The organism is Sorangium sp. So ce426 (assembly GCF_051475585.1).
Classification (GTDB): domain Bacteria; phylum Myxococcota_A; class Polyangia; order Polyangiales; family Polyangiaceae; genus Sorangium; species Sorangium cellulosum_B.
In genome coordinates this window covers 3,251,608-3,268,868 of sequence record NZ_CP150341.1, presented here as the reverse complement: position 1 = coordinate 3,268,868, position 17,261 = coordinate 3,251,608, and the positions used below count along the sequence as shown (strand labels likewise).

The following is a 17,261-nucleotide window of genomic DNA, read 5'->3' as shown; positions in this document are numbered from 1 at the left end:
GCGTGGTACATGGGGTCGATGATCGCTCCCCCTGATGTCCAGCCCTCCCTCGCGCCGCGCGGCGGGGTCGTGCGCCCTGCGCGCCGGCCGCCCGGCTGGGTCGCCCCTGGGCCGCGGCCGGCGACGCCGGATCGCCCGGAGGTCTGGCCCGGCCCCGGCGAGGACCTCTGCTATCTCTCGGGCGATTTCCGGATCCTGCAGCGGCTCGACGGGCACCGCTGGTCGGCCGACGACCTCGTGACCGCCTGGTTCGCGGCCGAGCGGGTTGCGCACGCGCCCCCGCGCCGCACGGTCGACCTCGGCTGCGGCATCGGCACGGTGCTCCTGTTCACCGCGTGGCGCTTCCCGGACGCGCGCTGCGCGGGCGTGGAGGCGCAGGAGGTGAGCGCCTCGATGGCGCGGCGCTCGGTCGCGTGGAACGGCGTCGACGCGCGCGGCGAGGTCCGGTGGGGGGACCTGCGCGATCCGGCGGTGCTCGACGGGCTCGCGCCCGCGGAGCTCGTGACGGGGACGCCGCCGTACCTGCCGGTCGGCACCGGCATCGAGTCCGCTCGGCTCCAGTGCGGGCCGTGCCGCTTCGAGCACCGCGGCGGCGTGGAGGACTACTGCCTCGCGGCCGCGCGGCTGCTCGCCCCCGGCGCGCCGTTCGTGGCCTGCGCGGGGGCGCGGCAGCGGCCTCGCGTCGAGGCGGCGGCGGCGGCGGCCGGGCTCGCGCTCGAGGCGTGGCGCGACGTCGTGCCCAAGGAGGGCAAGGCGGCGTTGTTCGCGGTCTATGCCCTGCGCCGCGCCGAGGCCGTGGCGTCGTGCGATGACGAGCCGCCGCTCGTGTTGCGGGGCGGGAACGGGCGCTTCACCGAGGAGTTCGACGCGCTCCGCCGGACGATGGGAATGCCTGTATAGCCCGGGCTCCTGCGCGGGTGTGTCGGCGGGGGCTCACCGCCTTGTCGCGGAGCGCACGAATCTGCACCCCGCGACAGGACAGCCCACATTCCAGCGGCTCCGCCTGGTTCGCCGGCCGTCAGCTCGGCTGTGACACGAGCGGAAGGGTCATCGTCTGCGCGCGGACCAGCGGCCGTCCGTCGCGCGACAGGAGCGCATCCTTCGCTTGCTGGCCCTGTGCCGTGCGCGGTCGCGCCGGACGCGCCGGCTTGTCTCCCGGCTCGGGCGCAGGCGCAGGCGCAGGCGCAGGCTCGGCGGACACCCGCTCGACCGGGGCCTCCCATGCGTGTCGGGTCCCGCCGGCCTCGTTGGCCTGGAAGAACACGGCGCGGAGCGCCCTCCCCTCGACGTCCGTCTCCACGGCCATCATCCAGAACCACGGGCCATCCGGCTCGGTTTCCTGCCCCATGAACGAGAAGGCCATCTGCCGCGACTCCGAGCGGCGACCGTGCTCGCTGCGCGCGGCCTCGAGGTGCCGCTGCGAGGGCTTGTCGGCCGGACCGCGGTACACGCGCACGGCGACGCCCTCGATGTGCGGCATGAAGTACAGCCCGTCTCGATGGACGGACAGCCATGGGTGTTTCCCGCTCTCTGCCATCTTGCAGAGGGAATGACCGAACCGCTCGTGCGCCTTGCAGCCGATGCCCCAGCTGGTGTCGCCCTCCTCGCGGTTCGCCTCGCTGAACGCCTTGTTGCGGACATCGACCGCCGTCTGCGCCAGGAGGACGAGCCGGCTCTGCTGGAGGACGGGGTTCAGCTCCCAGGGCAAGGACACATCCATCGTGTCTGGCACGGTACGCGTGTTCACTGAAAAGTCAATCGGTACCGGCGCTTGCACGTGCGCGGGGTGGCTCCGTGCGCGGCGCGGCTGGCGGGGCGGGCGCGGCTGGCGCAGCGGGCGCGGCGGGTCGACCCGCCTCCCGAGCGGCGCCGCTGCGCGCCGTGCTAGAGCGCGCTCCACGCACGGCGGCGTCGCGTGCGGGGAGGTGTCCTTGGGAGAGGCGATCGTCGGAGGGAAGGCCGCGGAGCGACCGCTGGTGGGCGTGGGCGTGATGCTGGTGCGCGACGGGCGCGTGCTGCTCGCGCGGCGCCGCGGGAGCCACGGCGACGGCAGCTACTCGTGGTGCGGCGGCCACCTCGAGCTCGGCGAGTCGTTCGAGGACTGCGCCGTCCGCGAGGTGCGCGAGGAGAGCGGCCTTGTCGTCAGGAAGCTCTCCTTCCTGTGCCTCAGCAACATCCTCGCTTACGGCAAGCACTATGTGGACATCCAGCTCCTCGCGGAGGAGTTCGACGGCGAGCCCGAGGAGCGCGAGCCCCACAAGATCGCCGGCTGGGGCTGGTATCCGCTCGACGCGCTGCCCACCCCGCTGTTCCGCCCGGTGGAGCTGGCCATCGCGAGCTACCGCAGCGGCCGCCGCTACAATCCCTGATCCCGGCCCCATGCGCGCGCAGGACGGCGCCGGCGCCGCCGCCTCCGCAGGATGAAGAGGTTCTCCGGCTTGATGTCGCGGTAGGGCGCCTGGACGAACTGTGGGCTCGCCGTCCGGGCAAGCATAGCCGGACCCGCCTTGCCTGGTTGGCTGCATTTCCTTTTCTGGAACGCAGACTCATGACGCCCGCGACGTGAGGCACAAGATCACACTCATGTCGACAGCGCATGGCATCACGGCCCGTCACGTCTTCGCAGGATCCTGCCGGCACGGGGCGCCGAGCCCGGCTGGTATCGATTCGCGCCCGCGTGATGCGCTCAATCACGTTCTCGGTCCGGCTCGGCGGCCCGGCCGACGATGCCCGAGCCCCGTGGAGCACCGCGCGCGCGGCCTCATCGTCCTCGCCGAGCGTGTCGCGCATCAGGAACCCTCTCCATGCCCCTCGCCTCCCCGTACACGATCACCATGCCTCTCTCCCTCGATGGCAGAGCCGTCGTCTACCGCGCGGTCAGGAGCGCCGATCGCTGTCCGGTGATCCTCAAGGTGCTCGATCCGCGGCGCAGCCGCCCGAAGGACCGCGAGCGGCTGAAGCACGAGTATGAGCTCGGACAGCTGCTCGACGCCCGGGCCGTCATCAAGCCGCTCGCCCTCGAGACGTACCAGGGCATGCCGGCCCTCATCCTGGAGGACTTCGGCGGCCAGTCCCTCGATCACCTGCTCGGGACGCCCATGGAGATCGAGCGCTTCCTCCCCCTCGCGATCCGCATCGCGGCGGCGGTCGCGGACGTCCACCAGCAGGACATCATCCACAAGGACCTGAAGCCCGGCAACATCCTCGTCAACCCCGCCTCCGGCGAGGTCAGGATCGCCGACTTCGGGTTCGCGTCCCGCCTCCCCCGCGAGCAGCAGCGCGCGCAGCCCCCCCGGCTCATCGAGGGCTCCTTGCCCTATCTATCGCCGGAGCAGACAGGTCGGACGAGCCGGGCCATCGACAACCGCACCGATCTCTACTCGCTCGGCGTGACGTTCAATCAAATGCTCACCGGCAGGCTCCCCTTCGAGGCGCGCGACCCGGTCGAATGGGTCCATTGCCACGTGGCCCGCGTCCCCACGTCGCCGTCGGAGCTCGTCCCCGAGGTGCCCGAGACGATCTCGCGGATCACCCTGAAGCTCCTCTCCAAGATGCCCGAGGATCGCTACCAGAGCGCGCGCGGCCTCCAGCGCGACCTGGAGAGGTGCCTCGCAGCGTGGCGCGCGAGCGGGCGCGTGGAGCCGTTTGCGCTGGGCGAGCGAGACACGACAGGCCGGCTCCAGATCCCGCAGAAGCTCTATGGCAGAGAGGCGGAGATCGCCACCTTGCTGCGGGCCTTCGGCCGCGTGGTCGCCACGGGGACGCCGGAGCTCCTGCTCATCTCCGGATACTCCGGGATCGGCAAGAGCGCGCTCGTCCATGAGCTGCACAAGCCGATCATCCGGGAGCGGGCCTTCTTCCTCTCGGGCAAATTCGATCAATACAAGCGCGACATCCCCTACGCCACGCTCGTCCAGGCCTTCCAGGAGCTCGCGATCGAGCTCCTCGCCGAGAGCGAGGAGCGGATCGCGGCGTGGAGACGGCAGCTGCTCGACGTCCTCGGGGTCAACGCCCAGCTCATCGTGGAGGTGATCCCGCAGGTCGAGCTGATCGTCGGACGGCAACCGCCGGTCCCCGAGCTGCCGCCGACCGAGGCGCAGAACCGCTTCCGCATGGTGCTCCGGCACTTCATCGGGGTGTTCGCCCAGAAGGAGCACCCCCTCGCGCTCTTCCTCGACGATCTCCAGTGGGTCGACGCGGCCAGCCTCGGGCTCCTCAAGGACCTCTTGGCCCACCCTGAGATGCGCTATCTCCTCATCATCGGCGCCTACCGCGACAACGAGGTGCCCCCCACCCACCCGCTCCTGGTGACGCTGGACGAGGTGCGGAGAGACGGCGCGCGCGTCTCGGACATCGTGCTCGGCCCGATACCGCGCGAGCACCTCGCCGCGTTCGTCGGCGAGGCGCTCCGCTGCCGCCTCGAGGACGGCGCGCCGCTCTCCGATCTCGCCTACGAGAAGACGGCCGGCAACCCCTTCTTCGCCATCCAGTTCCTCCTCTCGCTCCATGAAGAGCGCCTGATCGAGTTCGACGAGCGCACGGAGGCCTTTCGGTGGGACGTCGCGAAGATCCGCGAGAAGGGCTACACCGACAACGTGGTCGACCTGATGGTCGGCAAGCTCAGGCGGCTGCCCGAGAAGACCCAGGAAGCGCTGAAGCAGCTCGCCTGTCTGGGGAATACCGCCGAGGTCGCCCTCCTGGCGATGGTCCGCGGCAGCGTGGAGCACGACGTACACGCGGACCTCTGGGAGGCCGTCCGCGCGGGCCTCGTCATCCGCGTGGACAGCACATACAAGTTCCTCCACGACCGCATCCAGGAAGCGGCCTATTCGCTCATCCCGGCGGAGCTGCGCGCCGGGATGCACCTTCAGCTCGGCCGGCTCCTCCTGTCTCGGTTGCCAGAGCAGGGGATCGCGGAGCGGGCCTTCGACGTCGCAAACCAGCTCAATCACGGCGCCCACCTCCTCACCGACCCGCGCGAGAAGGAGGCGCTCTGCCGGCTCAACTTCCTGGCGGGGACCAAGGCCAAAGCCTCGGTGGCCTACGCGTCGGCTCGCAGCTACCTGGCCCAGGCGACATCCCTGCTGCCACCGGACGCCTGGAGCGCACGGAACGAGGATGCATTCACGCTCCACCTGGAGCTCGCCGAATGCGAGTACCTCGTCGGCCGCTTCCAGCAGGCCGACGCGCTGTTCGACCTGATCCTCCAGTACGCCCGCTCCAGGCCCGACCGATCCAGGGCGTACCGATCGCGCCTGCGGCTCTACCAGATCGCCGGACGGCACCGCGACGCCGTGGCCGTCATGATCCAGGCCCTAGAGCTCTACGGGGTGATGCTCCCGGAGTCCGACGAGGAGCTCCGGATGGCCGCGGAGGCCGAGATCCGGCAGGTCTCGATCAACCTGCAGGGGCGCCCCATCGCCGACCTCGTCGACGCGCCTGTAGCCAGCGACGACGGCGCGCGGGCGCTCATCGGCCTGATCGCCGAGTCGTTCCCCATCGTATACACCTCGCGACCAGCGCTCTGGGTCCTGCTCACCGCCAAGGGGGTGAGCGTCTCCCTGCAGCGCGGGCACGCCGAAGAGTCGTCCTTCATCTACAGCAATTACGGCATGGTGCTGGTCTCGATCTACCGCGACATCCCGCGCGCGCTTCAGTTCTCCGAGATGGCGCTCAGGCTGAATGAAAAATTCAAGAGCGCCACGGCAAAGCTGAAAGGGAAGCTGCTCTTCCAGAATGCGAGCGTCATCAAGGTCTGGTGCGGGCGCTTCGCGGCGAGCCTCCCGCTCATGGAGCAGGCCTTCCTCGCCTGCCTCGACATCGGAGATCTCGTCTTTGCCGGCTACTTGACCTACAACATGACATGGCTCGTCCTGGAGAGCGGAGAGCCGCTCGTTCATGTCATCGATGTCGCGCGGAAGCACATCGCGTTCGCCCGGCAGACCCACAATGACGTGGTGTACCATGTCCTCCGGCTCGAAGAGCAGTTTGCAGCGAGCCTGAAGGGCGCGACGCAGGCGCCCACGAGCTTCAGCGACGGCACCTTCGACGAGGAGAGCTGCGTCGCGGCCCTCAAGAAGGCGGGCTTCGGACTTGGCGTTACATACTACCACGTCATGAAGCAGATGGCGACATTCACCCATGAACGCTATGCCGAAGCGCTGGAGTCCGCGACCAGCGCCGGGTCGATGCTGCACCAGGTGGCATCCATGGCGATCGAGGCGATGCATCACTTCTACCACGCGCTCACGCTGACGGCGCTCCATGCGCAGGCCACTGCCGAGCAGCAGCGGCAGTTCGCGCAGACGCTCGAGGAGCAATTGCAGCGGCTGGAGCTCTGGGCCGACAACTGCCCCGAGAACTTCCGGCCCCGCTACGCCCTGGTATCCGCCGAGGTCGCCCGCACCGAGGGCCGGGACCTCGACGCCATGCGCTCCTATGAAGAGGCCGTCCACTCGGCGCGCGACAGCGGCTTCGTCCACGTCGAAGCGCTCGCCTTCGAGCTCGCGTCTCGGTTTTACCGGGCGCGGGGGTTCGTTCGCTTCGCCGACACCTACCTGCGCGAGGCCCGCTCCTGCTATGTCCGCTGGGGCGCCGACGGCAAGGTCCAGAGCCTCGACCGATGCTACCCCGAGCTCGTCGAGCGACAATCGGTCGCGCTCACCGCCACGTTCGTGGCCGCGCCCGAGCAGCTCGACCTGTTCTCGGTGGTCAAAGCCTTGCAGAGCATCTCGTCCGAGATCCTCTTGCCGAAGCTCAGCGAGACGCTGCTGCAGATCGTGCTCCAGCAGGCCGGCGGGCAGAGAGGGGCGCTGATCCTCGTCCGCGACGGCGAGCTCGCCGTCTACGCCGAGGCCACGACCGACGGGACGGAGATCCGCGTCGCGAGCCACAAGGGCGTCCCGGCCTCGGCGGCGGCGTTCCCGATGTCGATCCTCCACTACGTCGCGCGGACGCGTGAGCCCGTCATCCTGGACGAGGCCGCCGCGGCGACGCGGTTCGCTTCGGACGAGCACCTCACCCGGAGACGGCCGCGCTCGCTGCTGTGCCTCCCCATCGTACGGCAGGCGCGCCTGAGCGGTCTTGTCTACCTGGAGAACAACGTCGCGACGGGGGCGTTCACGGCCGGCACGATCCGGGTGCTCGAGCTGCTCGGCGCCCAGACGGCCATCTCGCTCGACAATGCCATGCTCTACGCCGACCTCGAGCGGAGCCAGCTGGAGATCAAAGCGGTGCTCGACAACATGGTCGACAGCGTGTTCGTCGTCGACAGGAGCGGGCGCGTCACCCTGGCCAACCATGCGGCGGCGCGCCTCGCAGGGCTCGCGAGCCCGGACGACGCGCGCGGGCCCATCGCGGAGCTGGTGCGGCGGCTCCGCTTCGACCGCCCGAACGGGACGCCCTATGAAGCAGAGCAAACGCCGCTCGTGCGCGCGCTCGGCGGCGAGACGGTGGCCCTGGATGAGGGGACGATCTCGCTCCCCGGCGCGGAGCGGACCCGCCACGTGCACACGAGCGCGTCGCCCATGCGCGACGCGGGGGGACAGGTGGTGGGCGCGGTGGCGGTCGTGCGGGACGTCACCGAGCTCGTGGAGCTCGACCGGCTCAAGGACCAGTTTCTCCGCGTGGCCGCGCACGAGCTCAAGACGCCCGTGACCGTGATCATGGGTTATGCCGAGATGCTCCTGCGCACGGCGACGGAGCTGCCGCCGAATCAGCGCCGGATCCTGGACGGGCTGCTGCGGGGCGCCGACCGGATCGAGCGGATCGTGGCCGATCTGCTGTTCCTCTCGCAAGTCCAGCTCGGCCGGCTGGATCTGGTGCTCGAGCGCGTGGATCTCGGGGAGCTGGTCGACCGCCTGGCGGCGCGCCTGGAGCAGGGGGCGCGGTCGCGCCGCATCCGGGTCACGTGCGCCGAGCCCGTGGTGCTCCAGGGGGACCGCGAGCTCCTGGAGCGGGTCGTGGCGCACCTGCTCGACAACGCCCTGCGGTACTCACCGGACGGCGGCGAGGTGGAGCTCGACGTGCGGATGGCGGACGCGCTCGACGCCCTGGTGTCCGTGCGCGATCAGGGGGTGGGGATCCCCGTGGAGAAGCGGGCGCGGATCTTCGAGCGCTTCTATCGCGCCCACACCGATACGCCCCACGATTACGGAGGGATGGGGACGGGGCTGTACCTGTCGCGCGCGATCGTTGTGCGCCACGGAGGCGAGATGTGGTTCGAGAGCGAGGAGGGCCGTGGCAGCACGTTCCACGTCCGCCTGCCCCTCACATGCGAAGGTGCGACCGCACCATCCTGACCAGCTGGTCGCAGTGAAAGGGCTTCGCGATCCACCCTGCCGCGCCGATCTCCTGGGCTCGAAGGGCGGCGTGCTCGGCCGCGGTCAGGACCATGATGGGCACCGACCGGCCGTATCGGCTCTGAAACTCCCGCGCGAAGGTCCGGCCGTCCATGACCGGCATCTTCATGTCGAGCAGGATGAGGTCGGGCATGTGTTCACCTATCCTCTCCAGCGCCTCTTGTCCGTGCCGCGCTGTCTGCACCTGGAACCCCTCCACCGAGAGCGTCATCACCACGAGCTCGCGCAGGTCGTCGTCATCTTCCGCAACGAGAATATGCATCGTCACCTCGCTCCATGGCCCCCAGAGTGACCGACAGGGCTCAGGCCACCTTTCCGTCCACTCAGCGCGGGAGCCCGATGACTCCGTCGAGCTCTCCTCAACATCGATCCGCTAGCCGTCAGCCATCAACACTCATCTTCTGCACTGTACTGGACAGCCGTTCCTCGCTCCTGGCGCGCCGGCGCAGACGGACTCGACCGAGAGCGTCCTCATGGCCATTCGAGTATAGCCATTCCGATTCCCGCCGGCCTTCGGAAAGCCCCTCATCGCCGGGCGGTTACTCCCTCGGCAACCGCCTTTCCGCCGACAGGCAGGCACGCGGCCTGGCTCTGCCTGCAAGCCCACGACCGAGGTGATCGTGACGATCCTGCCGCCGTGCCGGCTCGCCCGTCGCCATGCTCGGCGGGGACCGGCCCCCCGCGCGGCGCCGCGCCTCGCCGCGGGCCGGCCGGCGAGCGCGGCGCAAAGCCACGGTCGCCGCGCAGCGTGGCATCCTGCCACAGCAGCGACATCCCGCCTGACCGTGACGCGCCGGCGAGGCGCCGTCAGACCGCCGCGTGCACCGCGCTTCGCGGCTGGAGCGCGTGTCGCTCTCCGTTGATAGGCATGCGCAGGGCACGTATCATGCGCACCATGGCAGACGCGGCGGACGGCTCGCCCGGCTTCAGCTCTGGAAGCGCGAACGGCGGCGATCCCCCCGCGCCGCTCGCGCCCGATGCCGCGGATACGCTGCAGGGCGTCGACACCGTGGTGCGCGACCGTCCCCCCACGCGGGCGGAGCCGCCGGCCGAGCGGAACGGCGACGGCTCCACGCTGAGCGACGAGGACCTCTGGCAGGCCGCGGCGCGATCGAGCCTGCACGAGGGAGGCAGCCCGGTTCAGGTGCCGCCCGAGGGCACGTTGCTCGGAGGGGTCTACCGCGTCGTCGGTCGCCTCGGAGAGGGGGCGATGGGCGTCATCCTCCTGGCGCGCGACGAGCAGCTCCAGCGGGACGTCGCCATCAAGCTGCTCCGGCCGGAGCAGCTCGACAACGCGCAGATGCAGGCCCGCCTGCTGGCGGAGGCGCGGGCGATGGCGCGCGTCCACCACCCGAACGTCGTCGAGATCCATGCGTTCGGCGAGTACGAGAACGCGCCGTATTTCGTCATGCAGTACGTGCCAGGCGTCACGCTCGACACGTATGTCCACAACAAGGGCGGCCGGCTCGGCCTCGACGAGGCGCTGAGCGTCCTCGACCAGGCCTGCCTCGGCGTCGCGGCGATCCACGCGTCGGGCATCGCTCACCGCGACGTGAAGCCGAGCAACATCCTCGTCGGCCAGGCGCTCCGCGTCGTGGTGGCCGATCTCGGGCTCGCGAAGCGGATCCCCCGCGGCGATCGGGTCGAGCTCGCCTTCTCCGGCACCCCGGCGTACCTGGCGCCGGAGGTGGCGCTCGGCCGGCAGCTCGATCCGGCGCTGCTGCCGCGCATCGACGTCTACGCCCTCGGGGTGGTCGCGTACTACCTGCTCGCCGGCCGCCTGCCGTTCCAGAGCACGAGCACGGTGGATCTGGTCATGCAGCACGCGGTTCAGCCCCCGATCCCGCCGAGCGAGATCTGCCCCGATCTGCCGCCGTCGTTCGACGCGCCGGTGCTCGCGGCGCTGGCCAAGGAGCCCGACCAGCGCACGGCGAGCGCGGAGGCGCTGCGCGAGGCGCTGCTCGACGCGCGCGGCGCCCTGCCGGCGTACGCGCGCACGACGCGCGTCCTGGTCGCCGACGACAGCCCGTCGTTCCGCAGCTTCCTCGCCAGCGTCCTCGCGGAGGCGCTGCCCGGCGCGGCCATCGAGACCGCGCCCGACGGCGCCGCGGCGCTCTCGGCCATCGAGGCGAACCGCCCGTCGCTCGGCGTGTTCGACCTCGACATGCCCGGGCTGGACGGCATCGCGCTCACGGCGGCGGTGCGCGAGCTCCCACAAGGGGATTTCCCGATCATCGTGGCGACCGGCACCGGGGGCGCGGCCGACTGGCAGTGCCTGTCGCGCCTCGGCGCGTCGGCGTTCCTCGTCAAGCCGTTCGACGCGGGGCAGCTCATCACCCTGGCGCGCGCGCTCGTGGGCGTCGCCGAAGAGCAGAAGCGCCGGCCATGAGGGGCGGGGCGAGGACCCGGGCCTCCGCCGCGGCGGGGGTAGAGCCGGCGGCGTGGCGCGAAGCTTGCCGGCGGGAGAGCGCCGATGTCCGGCGTGGTCGAGGCTCCCGATGAACGACAGCGCGATGAAGGTCCTTCTTGTGGATGACGACGAGGTCGACCACCTCGTCACGCGGAGGCTCCTCCGCGACGCTCCCCGCACCCTGTACGACGTGACGTGGCTGAGCAGCTCGGACGAGGCGATCCGGGCGCTGCGCGCCGGCGGCTACGACGTCTGCCTCCTCGACTTCCGGCTCGACGCCCGGACGGGCCTCGACGTCGTGCGCGAGGCCAACCACCTCGGCTGCGCGATCCCCATCATCATGCTGACGGGGGTCGGCGACGAGGAGATCGACATGGCCGCGATGAGCGCGGGCGTCGCGGATTACCTGGTGAAGGGGAGGTTCGACGCGCAGATCCTCGAGCGCACGATCCGCTACGCCATCGAGCACAAGCGGAGCCAGCTCAAGCTCAAGCAGTACGCCGAAACGCTGGAGGAGAGCAACCGGCAGCTCGTCCAGATGCACGAGGAGCTCGCGGCGAAGAACGCGGAGCTGGTCCGGCTGAACGAGGAGAAGAACCGCTTCGTCGGCATGGCGGCCCACGACCTCAGGAACCCGCTCGGCGTCATCCTGGGCTACAGCGATTTCATGCTGATGAGCCACCGGCGCGGGGAGCCGTCGTCGCTGCTCAAGAACGGCGGCGTCGAGATCGTCAACATGATCAGGAGCTCGAGCAAATTCATGCTCTCGCTCATCAACGATCTGCTCGACGTGTCGATGATCGAGCTCGGCAAGCTCAACCTCGACAGGAAGAGCACGGATATCGTCCAGCTCGTCGAGTCCAACGTGGCGCTCAACATGGTGCTGGCGGGGCAGAAGAACATGAAGCTCGTCGTCGAGAGCGACGAGGGCGTCCCGCGGGTCGAGGTCGACGCCCACAAGCTGGAGCAGGTGCTCAACAACCTCATCAGCAACGCCATCCACTACTCGCCTCCGGGCACGACCATCCGCGTCCGCGTCCACGGCGGCCGGGTGGAGGGCGCCGGCGGGGGGGCCGAGGTGATCCTGTCGGTGAAGGACGAGGGGCCCGGGATCGCGGCGGAGGACCTCGGGAAGCTCTTCCGGCCGTTCGGGCGGGCGAGGACGGTCAGCACCGGGGGGGAGCGCTCGACGGGCCTCGGGCTGGCGATCGCGCAGCGGGTCGTCGAGGGCCATGGCGGGCGGATCTGGGTGGAGAGCGTGGTCTCGAAGGGGTCGACGTTCTTCGTGGCGCTGCCGGTGGCGCGGGCGGAGGAGAAGGAAGAGGCCGCGTGACGGGGGCGCGACGAGCGCGGGCCCCGCGCCGCTCGACGTCACGATAGAAGGCGTCGAGCGCCCCGCAGACCGGCTCGGGTCGACGGCAACCAGCGCTGTCCGAACCGTCGTGTGGGCAGACGCCGCCAACTGTGAACTTTCGGCGCTCCGCTCCACCCAAGAACCCATCCTGCGCCACGCAGAGCAATCCGCGCTGCCTCCGTTCCGTCACAGCATTCCACGTTGAGCGGCTCCTCCAGAAGGTGGATACTCCGCTGGATGCAAGCTCACGGTCCGCGGTAGTGCGAAGCCGCGAAGACCGGCTCGATCGCGGGATGCGCCGTGCCGGACGCGCCCTCGACCGCTCGCCGGGGACTCGCCGCACCGCCGCCCTCGGGCCGCGACGTTCCGACCACGTTGAACCGTGTAGGACACATCGATGTGCGCAGTCTCCGCACCTCATGCGAGGTGCCAGGGAGGAGTAGCTGTGGCGAAGAGAAGAGCGCTATTCAGAGGTGTGCTGTCAGCGCAGGCCAGCGTGATGGCCGCGCTGCTCTTGCTGCTCGGACAGGGATGCGGGAGCGACGACAACAAGCCCGAGCCCCAGGAGCAGACCCCACCCGAAGAAGAGAACGAGAAGCCTCCGCCCGAGGAGGAGGAGCCTGATCCTCCCAAGGAAGAGCCAGAGGAGCCCGAGGAGCCCGAGACCCCGGAGGGCCCCACCGACTTCGTGTCGGCCGATGATCCTTTCACCGAGGGGTACCTCGGCGAGGAGGAAGAAGAAGAGGAAGAGGAGGAGGAAGAAGAGGAAGAGAGCCGCGAGCTCGAGGAAGGCGACATCTACCGCGTCCTCGGCGACGGGCAGATCCTCAACCTCAACACCTTCCGCGGCCTGCAGGTCATCGACATCCAGGACCCGTCGGACCCGAAGTTCCTCGGCCAGATGCAGATCGCCGGCACCCCGGTCGAGATGTACGTCGTCGGCGACCGCGCGGTCGTGCTCCTGAACGACTGGGCCGGCTACCAGCTCAAGGCCGACGGCCTCACCGTGGAGCGGCGGACCGGCGGGACCGTGCTGTTCATCGACATCGCCGACCGCGCCGCGCCGAAGCTCCTGTCGCAATACCCGGTCACCGGCGCCATCATGACGAGCCGCCTCGCGCGCGGCGACAGCGCGAGCTCGCTCTACATCGCCTCGAACGGCTCGGAGCTCGAGGAGATCAACCCCGGGCAGTTCCAGTGGGTCAACAAGACCCTCGTCCGGAGCTTCGATGTCGGCGCCGACGCGCTCGCCCCGCGCGGCGAGATCGAGCTCGGCGACGCCGTGACCGCCATCCACGCGGAGGCGGACGTGCTCCTCGTGGCGCGCAACGGCGGCAGCTGGTCGCAGCATCCCAGCGAGATCTCGATCATCGACATCTCGAACCGCGACGGGTCGATGGTGCTGCGCGACAGCGTGGGCACGGCCAGCTACGTGCGCTCCCAGTTCCACATGGACTTCCGCGACAACATCCTGCGGGTCTTCTCCGGTCCGCAGTGGGCCGACGGGAAGCCCAGCTACCTCGAGACGTGGAACGCGGCCGATCCCGACGACATCGTGCCGATCGACAGCGAGGAGTTCGGCGCCGAACAGTCGCTCTACGGCGCCATCTTCCTGGACGACAGGGCGTTCGCGGTCACCTACCGGCGCCAGGATCCCTTCCACGCCTTCTCCATCGATCCGAGCGGGAACGTCACCGAGGAGAGCGAGTTCATCGTGTCCGGGTGGAACAACTTCTTCCGCCCGGTCTTCGGCGCGACCCGCCTGATCGGCATCGGCGTGAACGATCAGAACGGCCGGCAGCTCGCGGCCAGCCTCTACGACATCACCGATCTGACGAGCCAGGATCCCCTGGTGGCGCGCGCCGAGATCGACGGCGGCGCGCAGGGCTGGAGCTGGTCCGAGGCCGACTGGGATCACCGCGCGTTCACCGTGCTCGACGACGCGGTGGACGCCGTGGCGGCGACCGGAGAGCCCGAGACGGGCCTCGTGCTGCTCCCGTTCTCCGCTGACAGGGTCGTGGACAACACGTGGCGGCCGTTCTCCGGCGTGCAGATCTTCACCTTCTCGGACACCACGCTGACCCGCCGCGGCGTGATGGAGCACGGGACCCCCGCGCGCCGCACGTTCCGCGCCGAGGACATCGCCACCGCGAACGTCTCGGATGAGGAGCTCACCCTCTACGCGCAGGACAAGCTCGACACGCCGGAGAAGCTCGGACACCTCGATCTCGCCCCGGATTACGTGAAGGTCTTCGCGTTCGGCGAGCACCGCGTCCGCGTGAAGATGCCTTACGATCTCTACTGGACCCCCGCCGAGAGCCGGAAGATGAAGGCGGAGGTCGTGCCGAGCGCCGGGCTCACCCAGCTCGCGCAGCCGATCGCCACCTTCGATCTGCCGGCCGACGCGCAGCTCCATCAGGTGGGCAACCTGCTCGTGTCGCTGACGACCACCTTCGAGAACTGGGTGGGCAAGGTGACCCACCTCGAGGTGATCGACCTGTCCGACCCGACCGCGCCGCGGCGGGCGGGCACGCTCGACACGAGCGATCTCCCCGCCACGGGCAGCTACTACGGCGGGGGGGGCTCGTTCTCGACCGTGCACCCCGCGCGCGATGCCCTCGCCTTCCTGCGCGTCATCGGCCACTCCGAGGACCTCGGGGTCGGCTGGGCGTGCCGGACCAGCTCGGTCGAGAACCCGGGCTGCTTCGGGCAGGAAGGCTGCACGTACATGGCCGGAGAGCGGACGTGCCGCAACATCGGCGGCGAGGAGTACTGCAACGGCGGGTTCGCCGAGTGCACGGATCACCCCGGCGCGGACACGAGCTGCACGCCGGTCGAGGTCGACCGGAACGACATCGTGGGGATCACGTCGACGACTTGTTATGAGTACGTCCCGCGCCGCAGCTGGGCACAGATCGAGATCCACGTGGTCGACCTCTCCGACCCGGACCACCCGACCGTGGCGCCGGCCGTCGCGCTGCCGGACGACAACGAGACCGTGAACGTCCTCAACGACAACGGGGAGCTCTACTTCAACATCAAGCGCTCGATCGCGGGGCGCGCGCCGGACGACCCGCGCCCGCGCACGCAGTACTTCCTCACGCACCTCGACCTGACCAACCCGTCGCAGCCGGCGCTCGATCCGGGGATCAACGTGCCCGGCGAGGTGCTCGCGATCCAGGGCGCGTCGATCTACGCGAGGGACAGGGTGTGGGGCCAGCAGTTCATCGAGACGGCGATCGCGCGGCTCGAGGTGCACGAGGGGCTCGCGTACCTGCAGGAGTACCAGAAGTTCCCGGACCGCCAGGTCAACGCGATCTCCATCGATGGCCGCGGGCTGCCCGTCCTGTCCCACAGCCTGATCTGGCGTCCGAGCAGCTGGTGGTACGCTGGCTGGGATCCCAACCAGAAGCTGACCACGCTCTCGCCGGCGGGTGAGGCGCCGCCGCCCGAGCCGGAGAACGAGGACGAGGACCCCGCGCTCCCCGCGTTCGACGAGCTCTCCACCGTCCGACTCGCCTCGTGGGCGTCGCTGCGCCACACGGCCGACATGCGGGCGCTCTTCGAGGTGCCCGGCGGCGCCCTGGCGATCTCCCTCGAGCAGCCCGAGGCGCCGAAGGCACAGGCGTTCTTCCCGCTCTGGGGCTGGCCGGAGAGGTTCGTGACCAGCGGCGAGGAGGTCCTGTTCGCCGCCGGCCGCTTCGGGATTCACCAGCTCGATCGGGAGACCGTCAACCTCGTCCCCTACCTGGGCGAGTAGCCGGGCCGCCGGGCAAGCCGGCCGGGGCCGAGCGCACCGGGCCGGCTTGCCGCAATGGCGCGCGGCGCGCAGCTTCGCGCGGCGCGGCCGCCTCATCCCTCTTTTCCCTCTTCGAACGCAACGCACCGCGCAGGCCGCGCGTGCGAGGCGGTGAGATCCGGTTTCGCGGAGCGCCCGACAACGCTATGGAGGAGCCCCATGGTCGAGCAAAGCACAGCGGAAAACGGCGAGGGGCAACCGGAGAGCGCGGGGCCCGTCGAGGAGCGCGCGACGGAAGCCGCCGGAGAACCGGCGGAGGCTGTCGCGGAGGCCTCTTCCGGCGGCACGACGACGACCACGGCGGCAGGCGCAGCGAGCGCGGCAGACGCCGTGGCGGCGCCGGCCGCCGCTGCGCCCGCCGCCGCTGCGCCCGCCGCCGCTGCGCCGGCGCGATCGCGGCCGCCGCGGGTCATCGACATGCGCCGGCCGCGCACGCCGGCGCCCGCGCAGGAGCCGCCGCCGCGGCGCTCGGCGCGGCCGGCGGAGCGTGGACCTGCCGACCGTGGAGCGCGCGAGCGCGGGCCGGCCGAGCGCGCAGGACGCGACGGCGGCCCGGCCGAGCGCGGGGCGCGCGACGGCGGCCCGGCCGAGCGCGGGGCGCGCGACGGCAACGCGGCCGAGCGCCGCTCGCCGGACAAGGCCAGGTGGGCGCGGGATGGGGCGACGCCGCGCGGCCGGACAGGCGCCGGGGGCGCTACCCAGACCCGCGCGCCCGCGGCCCATCCAGCGCCGGGCGCCGCCACGCGAGAGCAGCGCGCGGCCGCCGCCGCGGACCCCGCGCAGAGCGAGGCGGAGCGCAACGCCGCGCTCGCCGAGGCGAAGCGCGCGCCCGCCGCGGGAGAGGCGAACGCCTCCAAGGCGTCGCGGCAGCCGCAGCCCGCCGAGACGCGCGGCGTGGCGCCTGCGCCGGAGACGACGGCGACCCCCGAGCCGCGCCGAGACGCCGTGTGGGTGCCTCCGCCGAGCGCCGCATTCCCGCGGAAGAAGAAGCCCGCGCTCACCGCCAAGGAGGCAATGAAGGCCAGAGTCCAGGCGCGGGCCGAAAAGAAGGCAGCGAAGCAGGCACCGAGCCGCGCGGCCGAGCCCACCGCGGACCAGCGCGTGGAGGCCGCCCGCGAGGAGCCCGGAGCGCCTCCCGCTGCAGCAAAGCCCCGTGACGCCGCCGTGGCGAAGCCCCGTGATGCGGCGCCGAGGTCAACACGCCGCGACCAGGCGGCGCTGGCGCCGGCGGCGGGCGCGCCGGCCGCGAAGCCGGGGCTGCTCAGGCGGTTGATGAGCCTGTTCCGGCGCTCCGGCTAGGACACCAACGATGAGGCAACCATAAAAATTTGACGCCAG

At 70.6% G+C, this 17,261-nt stretch carries 9 protein-coding genes; 7 read left to right on the top strand and 2 right to left on the bottom strand.

The features are described from left to right. Nucleotides 1–18: 18 nt before the first annotated feature. Nucleotides 19–900, top strand: coding sequence for a tRNA1(Val) (adenine(37)-N6)-methyltransferase (locus WMF44_RS12485; RefSeq protein WP_437299352.1), 882 nt, complete (start codon nucleotides 19–21; stop codon nucleotides 898–900). Between the two features lie 118 nt (nucleotides 901–1,018). On the opposite strand, the gene WMF44_RS12480 is transcribed toward WMF44_RS12485, so the two are convergent. After that, nucleotides 1,019–1,720 carry a hypothetical protein gene (locus WMF44_RS12480; protein ID WP_437299351.1) on the bottom strand — a complete coding sequence of 234 codons (702 nt, stop codon included), beginning with the start codon at nucleotides 1,718–1,720 and terminating at the stop codon, nucleotides 1,019–1,021. A 211-nt stretch (nucleotides 1,721–1,931) separates the two neighbouring features. Here WMF44_RS12480 and WMF44_RS12475 point away from each other — a divergent pair, with 211 nt between their 5' ends. Beyond that, nucleotides 1,932–2,369, top strand: a complete 438-nt coding sequence (locus WMF44_RS12475; protein WP_437299350.1) for a nucleotide triphosphate diphosphatase NUDT15 — start codon at nucleotides 1,932–1,934, stop codon at nucleotides 2,367–2,369. Between the two features lie 435 nt (nucleotides 2,370–2,804). Then, on the top strand, nucleotides 2,805–8,300 hold the full coding sequence (locus WMF44_RS12470) for an AAA family ATPase (RefSeq protein ID WP_437299349.1): 5,496 nt from the start codon (nucleotides 2,805–2,807) through the stop codon (nucleotides 8,298–8,300). Here the strand turns inward: WMF44_RS12470 and WMF44_RS12465 are convergent. Further along, nucleotides 8,269–8,622, bottom strand: coding sequence for a response regulator (locus WMF44_RS12465; protein ID WP_437299348.1), 354 nt, complete (start codon nucleotides 8,620–8,622; stop codon nucleotides 8,269–8,271). The two genes, WMF44_RS12470 and WMF44_RS12465, sit on opposite strands and share 32 nt — an antisense overlap. Nucleotides 8,623–9,255: 633 nt before the next feature. Here WMF44_RS12465 and WMF44_RS12460 point away from each other — a divergent pair. The 4 genes from WMF44_RS12460 to WMF44_RS12445 all read left to right on the top strand — a co-directional run bounded on the left by WMF44_RS12460 (nucleotide 9,256) and on the right by WMF44_RS12445 (nucleotide 17,222). Next, nucleotides 9,256–10,749, top strand: coding sequence for a protein kinase domain-containing protein (locus WMF44_RS12460; protein WP_437299347.1), 1,494 nt, complete (start codon nucleotides 9,256–9,258; stop codon nucleotides 10,747–10,749). Between the two features lie 109 nt (nucleotides 10,750–10,858). Further along, nucleotides 10,859–12,103 (top strand): ATP-binding protein, encoded by a 1,245-nt coding sequence (locus WMF44_RS12455; protein WP_437299346.1) that lies wholly within the window; start codon nucleotides 10,859–10,861, stop codon nucleotides 12,101–12,103. Nucleotides 12,104–12,569: 466 nt separating this feature from the next. Next, on the top strand, nucleotides 12,570–15,884 hold the full coding sequence (locus WMF44_RS12450; RefSeq protein WP_437299345.1) for a beta-propeller domain-containing protein: 3,315 nt from the start codon (nucleotides 12,570–12,572) through the stop codon (nucleotides 15,882–15,884). A gap of 198 nt (nucleotides 15,885–16,082) precedes the next feature. Beyond that, a complete protein-coding gene (locus tag WMF44_RS12445; protein ID WP_437299344.1) occupies nucleotides 16,083–17,222 on the top strand; it encodes a hypothetical protein in 1,140 nt (379 codons plus the stop codon). Nucleotides 17,223–17,261: the final 39 nt, after the last annotated feature.

Excerpts from the sequence above, each read along its gene's own strand:
- WMF44_RS12485 (WP_437299352.1), top strand. The coding sequence starts at position 19 with ATGATCGCTCCCCCTGATGTCCAGCCCTCCCTCGCGCCGCGCGGCGGG.
- WMF44_RS12480 (WP_437299351.1), bottom strand. The coding sequence starts at position 1,720 with ATGGATGTGTCCTTGCCCTGGGAGCTGAACCCCGTCCTCCAGCAGAGC.
- WMF44_RS12470 (WP_437299349.1), top strand. The coding sequence starts at position 2,805 with ATGCCCCTCGCCTCCCCGTACACGATCACCATGCCTCTCTCCCTCGAT.
- WMF44_RS12465 (WP_437299348.1), bottom strand. The coding sequence starts at position 8,622 with ATGCATATTCTCGTTGCGGAAGATGACGACGACCTGCGCGAGCTCGTG.
- WMF44_RS12460 (WP_437299347.1), top strand. The coding sequence starts at position 9,256 with ATGGCAGACGCGGCGGACGGCTCGCCCGGCTTCAGCTCTGGAAGCGCG.
- WMF44_RS12455 (WP_437299346.1), top strand. The coding sequence starts at position 10,859 with ATGAACGACAGCGCGATGAAGGTCCTTCTTGTGGATGACGACGAGGTC.
- WMF44_RS12445 (WP_437299344.1), top strand. The coding sequence starts at position 16,083 with ATGGTCGAGCAAAGCACAGCGGAAAACGGCGAGGGGCAACCGGAGAGC.